Here is a 14,531-nt window from a genome sequence, read left to right as displayed (position 1 = left end):
CAAGCACATTGCATCCGCCAGACAGCCCGCAGGTGCTTTCTGCCGACCCCCGATCTACTCCAACCGCCCCTCCCGCAGACGATAACTGCGATGCACGATGCCCTCCGGCAGTTCGTCGTGGGTGATCATCAACAGGCTGCGGTTGCCCAGCGCATCCACCATGTCATACAACAACGCATGCGCGGTATCCACATCCAGGCCTTCGGTGGGTTCATCCAGCACCAGGATCGGTGCGTCACGCAGCAGCGCGCGCGCCAGCGCCAGGCGCCGTGCCTGACCGGCCGACATGGTCGCGCCGTTCTCGCCGACCCACGCCGACAAGCCGCCGATCTGCTCGGCCCACGCGTGCAGACGGACCTCCGCCAGCACCTGCCACAATCGTTCATCGCTGGCCCGTACATCGCCGAGTCGCAGGTTGTCGGCCACGGTGCCGGCGAACACCGGCGCGTTCTGCGGCAGCCAGGCGATCTGGCGATGCCAGTCGGCCTGGGTGAAGCGGCGGATATCGGTATCGCCGTAACGCACGCTGCCGGCCTCCGGGTCCCATAGCCTCAGCAACAGAGACGACAGCGTGGTCTTGCCGCTGCCGCTGTCGCCGCGGATCGCGATCCGTTCGCCCGGGGCGAGCTGCAGTTGCACCTGGTCCAGCAGCACCCGCGCTTGGCCGGGCCAACGGAACACCACCTGATCGAACCGCAGCGTTGCAGGCACGGACGGCACGACTACCGGCGCGTCGGCTTCCACCACGCCCGGCGCCTGGTCCACGATGGCTTCCAGCCGCACCGCGGCGACGCGGCCCGACAACCACGACTGCCAGGCCAGACCGATGCCGGCCCACAGCTCCAGCAGTGCAACGGTCAGGAACACCAGCGCAGCGGCCAGCGCGGCATCCACACGGCCGCGTTCGAAGGCATGCAGTGCCAGCCACAGCATCGCGACCAGGCCACCCGCGCCGCACAGGCCATGCAGTGCGTTGCCACTGATCAGCCGCCAGCGGCGACGCTTGTCACGCGACTTCAGCTGCTTGGCCGCCACCAGCACGCGCTGGTTCCAATGCTCGCGGGCCTGCAGCGCGGTGAGATCGGCCGCGCCTTCCAGCCCTTCGAACGACTGGGTACGCAGCTGCGCGCGGTGCAGCGCGCGGTCGCGTTCCTGGTCGGCGGCGCCGCGCACGGTCAACCACGGCACGCCGATGCCGATCAGCACGGCGAGCACCGCCAGCAGACCGGCCGCAGGCGGATAGATGATGCCGGCCGACACCACCGCGACCAGCGAGATGCCACCGAGCGCCAGCAGCGGGCCGATTGCGCGCACCAGCAGGCCGTCGACCTCGCCGATATCCGACATCAGCCGCGCCAGCAGCTCACCAGTGCGCACCCCTGCCAGGCGCGCCGGTGCCAGCGGCAGCGCGCGACGGAAGAACCACACGCGCAGATCGCGAGCGATGCGCAGGGTGACATCGTGGCCCACCAGCTTTTCGAAGTAGCGCGACACGATCCGCGCCATGGTCAGTCCGCGGATGCCCGCCGAGGGCGAGAAGAAGTTGAAGCCATTGCCGAGCCCGGCCGCCCCGGCCAAAGCAGCGGCGGTCAGGAAACCACCGGACAGCCCCAGCAATGCGGTGCCGGCCAGCATCGTCGTCCACAGCAGCAGGACGGTCAGCAGCAGGCGCCCGCGATGCCGCGCGAACACACCCTTCAGCGAATCGATGTGGATGGCTTTCATGGCGTCACCTCCGAGGCCAGCCGAGCGCCGCCGGCAGTCAAGGTCAGGCGGGTGTCGGCCCAGCGCATCGCGGTCTCGCTGTGGGTGGCGATCACCACGCTGCGCCCGCGTGCGAATGCCGCCAGGGTGCGCAGCAGATCGGCTTCGGTATCGGGATCGAGGAAGGCGGTCGGCTCGTCGAGCAGCAGCAGGTGCGGATCGCGCAGCAGCAGCCGGGCCAGACCGATGCGGCGCGCCTCGCCGCCGGACAGGCCGAAGCCGCGCTCACCGATCACCGTGTCCAGACCCTGCGGCAGTGCGGCCGCGAAGCGCATCACCTGAGCGGCTTCGGCCACGGCGCGCAGATGCGCATCGGTGGCACCGGGCGCGGCCAGGCGCAGGTTGTCGGCAATCGTGCCGTGGAACAGATACGGGCGCTGCCCGGCATAGCCCACGTCCAGCCCCGGGCGCAGCACGATGCTGCCCTCGCGGGGTGGCAACCATCCGGCCAGTGCTTCCAGCAACGTGCTCTTGCCGCTGCCGCTGGGGCCGACCAGCGCCACGCGTTGCCCGGGCTCGATCTGGAACGACAGGTGCTGCACCACATCGTGGTGCGCACCCAGCGGGCGCAGGCTCACATCGCGTACGACCACCGGCGGCGCGTGCAGTTCGAGCAATTCCGGCGCACGCGCGGTGGCGGACGGTGCGTCATCGACAACGGCGGCGGCAGGCAGTTCGCCGAGCAGGCGCTCCACTTCCGCCGCGGCGGCCAGCGCATTGGCGCGGTCGTGATAGTGCGCGGCCAATCGCCGCAGCGGCGCGTAGAACTCCGGTGCCAGCAGCAGACAGAACATGCCGACGCCCAGCGTCGGCACCTGCGCATGCAGCGACATCAGGCCGAGATAGCTCAGGCCCAGGTACAACGCGACCATCGCGACGCTGACCGAGGCGAAGAACTCCAGCACCGTCGAAGAAAGGAAGGCGATCCGCAGCACTTTCAGGGTGCGCTCGCGCACGCCTTCTGCCGCGCTCGCCACGCCGTCCAGCTCGGCCTCCCCTCGCCCGTAAAGGCGCAGCAGGCCAAGTCCCTTGATCCGATCGGCGAAGTGACCGCTCATCCGCGCCAGTTCACCCAACTGCGCACGGCCGGCCGCTTCTGCGCCCCAGCCGACCAGCATCATGAAGAACGGCACCAGCGGCGCGGTGAACAGCAGGATCAGCGCAATCACCCAGTCGGTCCAGGCCACGGCGATGGCGATCAGCAACGGCACCACCACCACTTCGATGCGGACTGGCTGATAGCCGGAGTAGTAATTCTCAATCGCATCGGCATGCGCCAGCATCAGCTCACCCAACTCGCCGGTGCGTTGCTGGCGCAGCCACAGCGGACCGCGCCCCAGCAGCCGCTGATAAACCCGTTCACGCAGGGCCAGCCGCGCCGCATCGGCGACATCGCCGGCCGCCGCCTGGGTCGCACTGCCGAGCAGGGTGCGGATCCCCAGCACCGCCAGCAGTCCCAGCAGCACCGGCGTGGCCTCGGTCAACGGGCGATGATCGACCAGCACCGCCTGGATCAGCCAGGCGATGGCGGCGGCCTGCCCGATCAGCAATGCGCCGGACAGGCAGATGCAGATCGCCGCGAGGCGCTGCTTGCCGCGCGCGGCCGTTGCCAGCCCGCCCAGCCAGTGCAGGCGCTGACGGCGCAGGGCGGTTGTCTCACCAAGGGGCGCGTCGGGGGGTATGCTCAAAACAAGTCACTGGCGGCCACAGGAAGGTTCCGTCGATTGTAGTAGGTGCTGGCCCCGTCCCCCTGCGGCCAGCGGTCGCAGGGATGGGAGCGCATACGATCCCCGCATGAGTGTCTTTGTACATTGATCTGAATCAAGGCTGTTTGAAGTTGCTGGTCACAGAATTCACCCCGTAGACCCCCCTTCCCGCCACCTGAAACGGCAAAACCCAACGAGGTAGCCAGGCCATGATTGATCAGACAGTCGTAGAACTGTCGCGGCTGCAATTCGCTCTGACCGCGATGTACCACTTCCTTTTCGTTCCCCTCACGCTTGGCCTGTCGTTCATGGTGGCCATCATGGAGAGCGTCTACGTCATGACCCGCAAACAGGTCTGGCGCCAGATGACGCTGTTCTGGGGCACGCTGTTCGGCATCAACTTCGCCATCGGCGTCGCCACCGGCATCGTGATGGAATTCCAGTTCGGCATGAACTGGTCGTACTACAGCCACTACGTCGGTGACATCTTCGGCGCACCGCTGGCGATCGAAGGCCTGATGGCGTTCTTCCTGGAAGCGACCTTCATCGGTCTGTTCTTCTTCGGCTGGAAGCGGCTGACCCCGGTCAAGCACCTCACGGTGACCTGGCTGATGGCCCTGGGCACCAACCTCTCGGCGGTGTGGATCCTGATCGCCAACGGCTGGATGCAGAACCCGACCGGCGCGATTTTCAACCCGGAAACGATGCGCATGGAGGTGGTGGACTTCGCCGCCGTGCTGTTCAACCCGGTGGCGCAGGCCAAGTTCGTGCATACGGTCAGTGCGGGCTACGTGACCGGCGCGGTGTTCGTGATGTCGATCAGCGCCCTGTTCCTGCTGCGCAACAAGCACAAGGACATGGCCCGCCGCTCCTTCGCGGTGGCGGCGGCCTTCGGCCTGCTGTCCTCGCTGTCGGTGGTGGTGCTGGGTGACGAAAGCGGTTATGCCGCCAGCGAACACCAGAAGATGAAGCTGGCCGCGATCGAAGCGATGTGGGAAACCGAGCGTGCCCCGGCCGACTTCACCGCCTTCGGCATTCCGAACCAGACCACCCATACCAACGACTACGCGATCAAGATTCCGTACCTGATGGGCCTGATCGCCACCCGTTCGCTGGACCAGCCGATCCCGGGCATCCTGGAACTGGTGGGGCGTGCCGAAAACCGCATCCGCGGTGGCCAGCTGGCTTACGGTGCACTGGAACGCGTGCGCAAGGACAAGAACGACGTCGAAGCGCGCGAGATGTTCGACCGCCATTGGCAGGATCTGGGCCACGGCCTGCTGCTCAAGCGCTATCGCGAGGACATCCTCAACGCCACCCCGGAAGAAATCTCCAAGGCCGCGATGGATACCGTGCCGCGGGTCGCCCCGCTGTTCTGGACCTTCCGCATCATGGCGGGCCTGGGCTTCTACCTGATCGCCTTCTTCGCGCTGGCCTTCTACTACTCGTGCCGCCACAACTTCCAGGACAAGCGCTGGTTCCTCAAGCTCGCCCTGTGGTCGCTGCCGGCACCGTGGATCGCGATCGAATGCGGCTGGTTCGTGGCGGAGTACGGTCGCCAGCCGTGGGCGGTGGACGGCGTGCTGCCGACCTTCTACGCCGCGTCGGGCCTGGCCCTGCATGAAATCCTGACCACGCTGGCGGTATTCACCGCGCTGTACACGGTGCTGCTGGTCATCGAAGTGAAGCTGATGCTCAAGGCGATCCGCAAGGGCCCGGACGACATCCTGCCGTCGCTGCAGGCTGCAGCCACGTCCCTTTCCCCCAATGCCGCTGCGCCGACCCACGGTCGGGCGTAAGGCAGGAGAACCCAGATGGAATTCATTGGACTCGATTACACCACGCTCCGCGTGATCTGGTGGCTGCTGCTCGGCATCCTGCTGATCGCCTGGGCGGTGATGGACGGTTTCGACCTCGGCGTCGGCACGTTGCTGCCGTTCGTGGCCAGGACCGATGACGAACGCCGGCTGGTGATCAACACCGTCGGCCCGGTGTGGGAAGGCAACCAGGTGTGGCTGGTGCTCGGTGGTGGTGCGATCTTCGCCGCCTGGCCGCCGCTGTACGCGGTCAGCTTCTCCGGCTTCTACCTGGCGGTGTTCCTGATGCTGTTCGGGCTGATCCTGCGCCCGGTCGCCTTCAAGTACCGCAGCAAGATGCCCGGCAAGCGCTGGCGTGAGAACTGGGACCGTGCGCTGTTCGTCGGTGGCCTGTTGCCGGCACTGATTGCTGGCGTGGCGGTGGGCAACGTGCTGGTCGGCGTGCCCTTCCACTTCGATGACAGCATGCGCATCTTCTACACCGGCACCCTGATCGGTCTGCTCAACCCGTTCGCCCTGGTGGCCGGCCTGGTGAGCGTGGCGATGGTGGTCTCGCATGGCGCAGCGATGCTGGTGCTCAAGACCGATGGCCCGGTGGCCGAGCGCTCGGCCCGTTACGGCAGCATCGCGGCGGTGCTGACCTTCGTGCTGTTCGCCCTGGCCGGCGTCTGGGTGGCCTTCGGCCTGCCGGGCTACCAGATCACCTCGCAGGTGGTCACCGATGGCCCGACCAACCCGCTGCTCAAGACCGCTGCCGCCGGTGCGGTGGCCGGTGGCTGGCTGCGCAACTACCAGACCATGCCGCTGACCCTGCTCGCGCCGATCGTCGGCCTGCTCGGCGCCCTGGCCAGCGCGGTGCTGCTGCGGGCCCGTCGGGGCGGCCTGGCCTTCCTGGCCTCGGGGGCTTCGATCGCCGGCATCATCCTGACCGTCGGTTTTGCGATCTTCCCGTTCCTGCTGCCCTCCTCCAGCCAGCCGGGCTCCAGCCTGACCGTCTGGGACAGCTCCTCCAGCCACCTGACCCTGGGGATCATGCTGATCGCCACGGCCATCTTCCTGCCGATCATCATCGCCTACACCTCCTGGGTCTACCGCGTGATGAAGGGCAAGACCACGGCCGAAGAGATGGGCGACAACCCCAACGCTTACTGATGCGCCCCACGGCGCGATAGGAGACTTACCATGTGGTACTTCGCTTGGATTCTGGGTGCAGGGCTGGCTTCGGTCGTGGCCATCCTCAACGGCATGTGGTTCGAAGCCCGCGAGCAGAGCCGCACGGATCACGAAGAAGGCTAAAAAAAGGTTGCCGATCGGGTCTTCACACCGTATCCTTGTCGGCTCCTTCGGGGTGTAGCTCAGTCTGGTAGAGCGCTACGTTCGGGACGTAGAGGTCGCAGGTTCGAATCCTGTCTCCCCGACCACTTCGGTGGTCGTATTGAAGCCTGGGAACACGTTTCCAGGCTTCTTTATCAAGGGCCGTGGCAACACGGCACCGAAGGTGAAAAACGCGATCCCCCCTTGCCGCCGACCGGCGGGATCGATACAATAGGCGGCTCCTTACGGGGTGTAGCTCAGTCTGGTAGAGCGCTACGTTCGGGACGTAGAGGTCGCAGGTTCGAATCCTGTCTCCCCGACCATTTGATGGTCACAATCAAGCCTGGAAGACATCACTGTCCTCCGGGTTTTTTTGTGTCTGTTGATTGAGGCACTTCAGGAATGAGGGCGATGGGCGGGCGCGTCGCCGAGGCCTTGGCACCCGCCGGCGCGACCTGTCCGGATCGAACCCGTACAATGCCAGGTCCTGGCCTCGCCTTCGGCGCCGGCCCAGTCCCCTACCCCGCAGATGCCGGCCGCTGGCCGGTCTCTGCCGTTGCACCCGCGCGCCGGCATGGCCGCGGTGCGCCACCTGTCAGGAAACATGCTGATGACTCACCCCACCTCACCGTCCCAGTCCCTGCTGCACGGACGCCTGCTGGCGTTTGCCGCGATCCTGCTGGCCGCCTTGAACCTGCGCACTGCGGTCACCTCGCTGACCCCGCTGCTGGATGTGCTCGGCCAGACGTTCGGCTTCGGCACCACGATGACCGGCGTGCTCGGCATGCTGCCCACCGCGGCCTTCGCGCTGTTCGGCGTCACCACCCCGGCCGTGGCGCGCCGCCTGGGCCTGGAGCGCACCGCGCTGCTGGCGATGAGCCTGGCCACCGTGGGCCTGCTGCTGCGCTCGATGGCCGGCGGCGTGGGCAGCCTGCTGTTCGGTTCGGTGGTGGCGCTGGCTGGCATGGGCATCGGCAACGTGGTGGTACCGCCGCTGGTGAAGCGCTACTTCGCCAACCGCGTGGGCACCATGAGCACGCTCTACATCACCGTCCTGCAGATCGGCACGATGATGCCGGCACTGCTGGCGGTGCCGGTCGCGCAGCAGGCCGGCTGGCGCGTGTCGCTGGGTATCTGGGCGCTGATGTCGCTGGCCGCCGCGCTGCCGTGGCTGATGCTCTCGCGTGCGCGTCCGCATCCGGACACGATCAGCGCCGCCAACGACCCGTCCAGCGCGCCGCATGGCAAGGTCTGGAAGACGCCGCTGGCGTGGGGCATGACCCTGATGTTCGGCATGACCTCGCTGATGACCTATTCGATGTTCACCTGGCTGCCGCGGATCGTGGTCGAAGCCGGTGCCACGCCGGCCTTCGGCGGCATCATGGTCGCCATCTTCGCCGCCTGCGGCCTGCTGCCATCGCTGACCATGCCGGCGCTGGCCGTGCGCCTGCGCAATCCCTTCGGGCTGGTACTGATCGGCTTCAGCGCCTTCCTGATCGCCTTCGCCGGCCTGTTGTTCGCCCCGATGAAGGCGCCGTGGCTGTGGGCGGTGCTGCTCGGCATCGGGCCGTCGACCTTCCCGCTGGCGCTGACCCTGATCAACCTGCGCACCCGCACCCCGGCCGGTTCGGCGGCGCTGTCCGGCTTCATGCAGGGCGTGGGCTATGCGTTCAGCTGCCTGGGCCCGTTCCTGTTCGGCTGGCTGCATGCGGTCAGCGGCGGCTGGCACCTGCCGTTCGGCTTCCTGGTGCTGTGCGCGGTGGTGCTGTTGTGCGCCTCCTGGGTCGCCTGCAAACCGCAGAAGCTCGAAGACCAGTGGTGAGTGCTCCGCTGCGTCCATCTACACGCGCTGTGCGCAACAGCTGACGTAGCGTGTCGTTAACTGACCCGGTGCGGTGCACCGGGCCATGTTCGGGACCGCTGGCAGCGCCAGCGGGATGAACAGCTTCATCGCGACGGAGTGCGCTTTCCCATGCGGACGACATGGCGCGAATCTCCAGCGATTCAATGACTTGCCCCTCCCCTCCGGGGCCCATCCGGGGTTGATCGGTCGTACCCGGCTGTTGGCCATTTGGCAACAGCCGCGCAGTCAGGCACGATTGGCATGTGATGTGCGTCACACTTTTGACGCAAGACACGTTTGAAAGGATGCTCCAAGGGGGGTTCCATGTACGACCATCGGCCGCTGGCGCTCTGCGTCGGCCTGGCATGTGCCGCACTCGCTTTCTCCACTCCGGCTGCCTCAGCCGCCGACTCGCGGGCTGACGCGTTGGCCGAGATCGGCCACTACCGCGACCAGGCCCATTGGCTGGACGCACTGGCCGCGATCGAGCGGGCACGGGTGCAATCGCCCGACGACGCACTGCTGTATCGCCTGCAGGTGCTGACGCTGTCCGACATCGGCAACGCGCACCGCGCCTGGCAGCTCTATCTGGCGCGCCCGGACCTGTTCGACGCCGCCCAGAAAGAACGGCTGGAAGGCAACTATCTGGCCAAGCTGGTCGGCTGGAGCCTGGCCTACGGTGCCAGTGAAGACACCCGCCTGGATGAAGCCGACGCCGCGCTGGTGCAGATGCAGCAGTACCTCGAGCGCGACGGCACCAACGTGCAGCAGGCACCGCTGCGGATCCGCCATGACCGCCTGATCCTGCTCAACCGGCTGGGCCGCCATGCACAGGTGCGCGAGGAATACCGCAGTCTGCTCGCCGAGGGCCACCCTGTCCCCAACTACCTGCTGGCCGCCGTTGGCGATTCGCTGATGGCCACCCAGCATCCGGCCGAGGCGATCCCGGTGCTGGAGGCGGCGCTCAAGGCCGATCCGGCGCTGCCGCAGGCCCGCTCCGAGCTCGCGTACGCGTACCTGGAAGACGAGCAGGCCGACACCGCGATCGCCCTGCTGAAGCGCTGGCAGGCCGATGAGCCGGCCTGGCGCTGGGCCAACGGGGCCAAGGCGCCGTACCCCAACTGGCCGCGCTACGAGGCCGACCTCAACCTGGCCATGGTCCGCGCCTACAGCGGCGACCTGCCCACCGCACAGCGCGATCTGGAGAAGATGATCGAGATCGGGCCCGGCAACACCGGCACGCAATCCTCGCTCGGCAACATCTACCTGATGCGCGGCTGGCCGCGACGGGCGCTGGAGCGCTACAGCATGGCCAACACACTGGACCCGCGCGATGTCCCCGCGCGCCTCGGCCAGTACGACGCCTACGTGCAGGTACAGCGCGATGATCTGGCGCGGCCGATCCACGACACCCTGCTTGCCGCCTATCCCAACCAGCCCTCCGTGCAGCGCATGGACCGCAGCTGGCGTGCGCACCGTGGCTGGCAGTGGCATGCCTACGCCGAAGGTGGCCGCAGTTCCGGCGGTGGCGGTGCTTCGCCGCTGGGCAACGATGACGGCCGCTATGGCGTGGAAGTGCAGTCCCCGGTGCTGGACGACCGCTGGCGCCTGGTCGCGTTCGCCGACCGGCGCAGCGTGGATTTCCAGGACCAGACCATCGATCCGCTGCGGATCGGCGTGGGTACGCGCTACCGCTACGGACGCGCGGATGCGGAAGCCTTCGTCAACCGCGCCAATGACCACATCGGCGAAACCGGCCTCAGCGCCGGGTTTGGCTGGCAGTTCAGCGATCAGTGGCATGCCGGCATCACCGCCGCACGCAACGACCCGGAGGCCTCGATGCAGGCGCGCGTCTCCGGCATCACCGCCGACAGCATCGCGCTGGCGGCCGACTACCGGCGCGACGAACGGACTCACTGGAGCCTGGGCGCCAGCCAGTTCCGCTACGACGACGGCAACCGCCGCGACACCGTCAGCACCGCCATCGAACAGCGCCTGATGACCCGGCCGACCGTGTTCGTGGACGGCCTCGGCAGCCTGTACGCCAGCCGCGGCAGCCGCGACGACGTGCCCTACTTCAACCCCTCCGAGGATCGCTCGGTGGAGATCGGCCTGCGCGTGGACCAGCAGCTGTGGCGCCACTACGAGCGCCACTTCCGCCATCGCCTGACCGTTTCGGTGGGGCAGTACTGGCAGCAGGGCTATGGCAGCGCGATCGTGCCGTCGGCGGAATACCGCCACGAATGGCAGCTCGGCGAAGGCCGCATTTTCGAGTACGGCATCCGCTGGTCGCGACCGGTCTATGACGGACAGCGTGAACGACACATCGGCCTGGATGCCGGCCTGCGGTGGGGAGAATGACATGCAGCACATGGACTTGAAGCGTTGGACCCACTGGCTGTTGCTGGCCCTGCTCGCCGTGGTACTGCCGGCACAGGCACAGCAGCGGCCGGCCGCACTCGATGCCGCCGACAACGGCCTGCTGGTGCTCAGCTACCACGACATCCGCGACGAGGTGGCCGAGCGCGGCGACCCGGATGCGTATGCGGTCAGCACGCAGAACTTCGCCGCGCACCTGGACTGGTTGTCCGCGCACGGGTATCACCCGATCTCGCTGTCGCAGTTGATCACCGCCTCACAGGGTGGCACCCCGCTGCCGCCCAAACCGGTGCTGCTGACCTTCGATGATGGATTGCGCAGCGTGTACAGCAAGGTCTTCCCGCTGCTGCGCGCCTACAACTATCCGGCGCTGGTCGCGGTGATCACCGACTACGTGGACATGCCGGCGGGGCGCCAGATCGACTACGGCTACCGCCCGTTCACCCGCGACGACTTCCTGACCTGGGCGCAGCTGCGCGAGATGCAGAAAAGCGGGCTGATCGAACTGGCCAGCCACACCGACAACCTGCACCACGGCGTGCAGTCCAACCCGCAGGGCAACCAGACCCCGGCGGTAATCACGCGCATCTACGACCCGACCCGCAGGACCTATGAAAGCGCGGCCGAGTACGAGGCCCGCCTGCGCGCCGATCTGGGCCGCAGCGTGGAGCGCATCCAGCGCAATGTCGGCGTCAGCCCGAAGGCGATCGTGTGGCCGTACGCCGCATACAACGCGCTCAGCAACGATATCGCCGAGCAGCTGGGCATGCCGGTCTCCTTCGATCTGGAAGGCCGCAGCACCCCGGTCAAGCGCGATCTGCACGGCTTGGCGCGCCTGCTGGTGACCAACAACCCGACCGTGGTGCAGCTGGCCTACGAACTGCGTCGCGATGTGGAACGCGATGGGATGCGTGCGCTGCAGATCGACCTGGATGCGGTCTACGATGCCGACCCCGTGCAACAGGGCAAAAACCTGGATGCGCTGATCGACCGGGTCAAGAAGATCGGCCCGACCCACGTGTTCCTGCAGGCGTTCGCCGATCCGGACGGCAACGGGTCGGCCGATGCGCTGTACTTCCCCAACCGGCATCTGCCGATGCGCGCGGACCTGTTCAACCGGGTGGCGTGGCAGCTCAAGACGCGTGCCGGCGTGAAGGTGTTCGCCTGGCTGCCGGTACTGGGCTATGAGCTCAAGGATCCGGCCATCCGCAGGGCGCTGGCCATCGAGAGCCCGGAAAGCGACGGCATCTTCCGGCTGGACTTCACCCGTCCAGAGGTCCGCAGGATCATCAATGACATCTACGAAGACCTGGCGATCAACGCGTACTTCGAGGGTTTACTGTTCCACGATGACGCCTACCTGCGCGACACCGAGCTGACCCGGTTGCCGCAGGAAGGCGATGACGGTGCACGTACCCAGGCGCTGATCGATTTCACCCTTGAGCTGCGCAATGCCGCCCAGCGCTGGCGGCCGAAACTGGGCACCGTGCGCAATCTGTATGCCCAGCCCGTGCTGGAACCGCAGAGCGCGAGCTGGTTCGCCCAGCGCCTGGACCTGTTCAACAAGGCCTACGACCACACCGCGCTGATGGCGATGCCGTGGATGGAAGGCAGCCGCAGCCCGGAACGCTGGCTGGACCGGCTGGTGGTGGCGGTGAAGCAGCACGATCCACAGTTGTCGCAGACGATGTTCGAGCTGCAGACGCTGGACTGGCGCACCGGCAAGCCGATCCCCGGCGACCGCCTGCGCGCGCAGATCCGTCGTCTACAGGCGCAGGGCGTGCGTCATTTCGCCTGGTATCCGGATGACTTCATCGCCGGACGTCCCTCCACGTATGACGCCCGCGCGGCCATGTCGGCCCGCAGCTTCCCGTACGAGGAAAAGTGAGGTCGCCATGCATCCTCTTCTCTACATTCTGTTCCAGTTCGCCTTCTTCTACCCGATGGTGATGGCCTTCTTCTGGATGTCCGGCGGCCTGTATTACTTCTTCCGGCGCGAACGCAAGGCACGCGACCGCGATGATCCGCCGCCGATGGCCGAGTACCCGTTCGCGTCGATCCTGATCCCCTGCCACAACGAAGCGGAGAACCTGGACGAGACGCTCGGCTCGGCGCTCAAGCAGAACTACCCGGATTTCGAAGTGATCGCCATCAACGATGGCAGCAGCGACGACACCGGGGCACGCCTGGACGCCCTGGCCGCCCTGCACCCACGCCTGCGCGTGGTGCACCTGGACCGCAACATGGGCAAGGCCAATGCGCTGCGCATGGGTGCGCTGGCGGCGCGCTCGGAATACCTGGTCTGCATCGATGGCGATGCGATGCTGGAGGAGTACGCCACGCACTGGATGGTCTGGCATCTCACCTCGGGCCCGCGCGTAGGCGCCGTCACCGGCAACCCGCGCATCCGCAACCGGTCCACCCTGCTGGGCCGGCTGCAGGTGGCCGAGTTCTCCTCGATCATCGGCATGATCAAGCGTGCGCAGCGGGTGTACGGGCGCATCTTCACCATCTCCGGCGTGATCGCCGCGTTCCGTCGTACCGCCCTGCATCGGATCGGTTACTGGTCCGATGACATGGTCACCGAGGACATCGACATCAGCTGGCGGCTGCAGCTGGACCATTGGGACATCCGCTACGAGCCCAATGCGCTGTGCTTCATCCTGATGCCGGAAACGCTGAAGGGGCTGTGGCGGCAGCGCCTGCGCTGGGCCCAGGGCGGCGTGGAAGTACTGCTGCGGCACGGCGGCTCGCTGTTCCACTGGCGCAAGCGGCGGATGTGGGGGGTGCTGATGGAGTACATCCTCAGCGTGCTGTGGGCGTACACGATGCTGGCGATCATCGTGCTGTGGGCGCTGGGCAAGTTCATGGACCTGCCGCCTGATCTGTACATCGCCACGCTGCTGCCGCAGTGGCATGGCGTGATCCTGGCCCTGGTCTGCCTGCTGCAGTTCGCCAGCAGCCTGATCATCGACCGCCGTTACGAAACGCATATAGGACGTAATTACTTCTGGGTGATCTGGTACCCGATGGCGTACTGGCTCATCAGTCTGTTCACGACCCTGGTGGCGTTCCCCAAGACGATCTTCAAACGTCGTGGCAAGCGCGCGGTCTGGGTCAGTCCTGACCGGGGTATCCGATGAACACCGTCAAATCCACCCGCCGCTTCGACTCGCGGCTGATCCAGAAACCGCGCCAGCAGCCGCGCTTTCAGCGCACCGCCTGGGGCTTTGTCACCATCGCCTTCTGGGCGTTCTACTTCTACCTGTGGGCACCGCTGGTCACGTTGGTTTCCTGGCTGCTGGGCGGGCAGATGGCCTGGACGCAGCTGTACGAACAGAAGCAGACGATCGACCCGTTCGTGGTGATTGCGCTGCCGGTCATGCTGCTCTGCTGCGCGGCGCTGCTGATCGCGTGGGCCGAGTACAACCGCATGCGGTTCACGGGCAAGGAACGTCGACTGCCGCATGACGACGTGACCCGCGCCGAGATCGCGCACGACCTCGGCGCGAGCGTGGCCCTGGCCGCGTCGCTGGCCGAAGGTAAGTCGGTGACGCTGCACATGGATGAGCATGCGCGGCCGGTACGGGTCACCGCGCAGGCATTGACAGGCGCGTACGGGTAATCGCGCGGGTGCCGACAAACCGGTAGTGGCGGGCGGGGGGGGGGGGGCCCGGCGGGGCGGGGGGGGAGGGGGGGGGGCCGCGC

Annotated in this window: 10 protein-coding genes and 2 tRNA genes; 10 read left to right on the top strand and 2 right to left on the bottom strand. The window is 66.9% G+C overall.

Annotated elements, in window-relative coordinates:
- Positions 1-54: 54 nt before the first annotated feature.
- Together cydC and cydD are read right to left on the bottom strand one after the other, a co-directional pair.
- On the bottom strand, positions 55-1,725 hold the full coding sequence (gene cydC, locus ABE473_RS14225; protein ID WP_346489927.1) for a thiol reductant ABC exporter subunit CydC: 1,671 nt from the start codon (positions 1,723-1,725) through the stop codon (positions 55-57).
- Positions 1,722-3,452, bottom strand: a complete 1,731-nt coding sequence (gene cydD / locus ABE473_RS14220; RefSeq protein WP_346489926.1) for a thiol reductant ABC exporter subunit CydD — start codon at positions 3,450-3,452, stop codon at positions 1,722-1,724. Before cydD ends, cydC begins: the two co-directional genes overlap by 4 nt.
- A gap of 227 nt (positions 3,453-3,679) precedes the next feature.
- Here cydD and ABE473_RS14215 point away from each other — a divergent pair, with 227 nt between their 5' ends.
- The 10 genes from ABE473_RS14215 (at position 3,680) to pgaD (ending at position 14,448) form a co-directional block, all read left to right on the top strand.
- Positions 3,680-5,269 carry a cytochrome ubiquinol oxidase subunit I gene (locus tag ABE473_RS14215; protein WP_176989428.1) on the top strand — a complete coding sequence of 530 codons (1,590 nt, stop codon included), beginning with the start codon at positions 3,680-3,682 and terminating at the stop codon, positions 5,267-5,269.
- Positions 5,270-5,284: 15 nt separating this feature from the next.
- Positions 5,285-6,439 (top strand): cytochrome d ubiquinol oxidase subunit II, encoded by a 1,155-nt coding sequence (gene cydB / locus ABE473_RS14210; RefSeq protein ID WP_346489925.1) that lies wholly within the window; start codon positions 5,285-5,287, stop codon positions 6,437-6,439.
- Between the two features lie 30 nt (positions 6,440-6,469).
- Positions 6,470-6,583 carry a cytochrome bd-I oxidase subunit CydX gene (cydX, locus tag ABE473_RS14205; RefSeq protein ID WP_019182852.1) on the top strand — a complete coding sequence of 38 codons (114 nt, stop codon included), beginning with the start codon at positions 6,470-6,472 and terminating at the stop codon, positions 6,581-6,583.
- Positions 6,584-6,631: 48 nt separating this feature from the next.
- Positions 6,632-6,708 (top strand) — tRNA-Pro (locus ABE473_RS14200).
- A 139-nt stretch (positions 6,709-6,847) separates the two neighbouring features.
- Positions 6,848-6,924 (top strand) — tRNA-Pro (locus tag ABE473_RS14195).
- Positions 6,925-7,211: 287 nt separating this feature from the next.
- The gene (locus ABE473_RS14190; RefSeq protein ID WP_121041142.1) at positions 7,212-8,423 is read left to right on the top strand and encodes an MFS transporter; all 1,212 of its coding nucleotides are present in this window, start codon (positions 7,212-7,214) and stop codon (positions 8,421-8,423) included.
- Between the two features lie 345 nt (positions 8,424-8,768).
- Positions 8,769-10,805 carry a poly-beta-1,6 N-acetyl-D-glucosamine export porin PgaA gene (gene pgaA / locus ABE473_RS14185; RefSeq protein ID WP_346489924.1) on the top strand — a complete coding sequence of 679 codons (2,037 nt, stop codon included), beginning with the start codon at positions 8,769-8,771 and terminating at the stop codon, positions 10,803-10,805.
- Positions 10,806-10,815: 10 nt separating this feature from the next.
- Entirely contained in the window at positions 10,816-12,711 is a 1,896-nt protein-coding gene (pgaB, locus tag ABE473_RS14180) for a poly-beta-1,6-N-acetyl-D-glucosamine N-deacetylase PgaB (RefSeq protein WP_346489923.1), read from the top strand.
- A gap of 7 nt (positions 12,712-12,718) precedes the next feature.
- The gene (gene pgaC / locus ABE473_RS14175; protein WP_346489922.1) at positions 12,719-13,966 is read left to right on the top strand and encodes a poly-beta-1,6-N-acetyl-D-glucosamine synthase; all 1,248 of its coding nucleotides are present in this window, start codon (positions 12,719-12,721) and stop codon (positions 13,964-13,966) included.
- Positions 13,963-14,448: a poly-beta-1,6-N-acetyl-D-glucosamine biosynthesis protein PgaD gene (gene pgaD / locus ABE473_RS14170; RefSeq protein WP_346489921.1), complete on the top strand. Its 486-nt coding sequence runs from the start codon at positions 13,963-13,965 to the stop codon at positions 14,446-14,448. The genes pgaC and pgaD overlap by 4 nt, the downstream gene beginning before the upstream one ends.
- Positions 14,449-14,531: the final 83 nt, after the last annotated feature.

The organism is Stenotrophomonas sp. TWI700 (assembly GCF_039673645.1).
GTDB classification, from domain to species: Bacteria; Pseudomonadota; Gammaproteobacteria; order Xanthomonadales; family Xanthomonadaceae; genus Stenotrophomonas; species Stenotrophomonas maltophilia_AA.
This window is presented reverse-complemented; position numbering and strand designations above follow the sequence as displayed.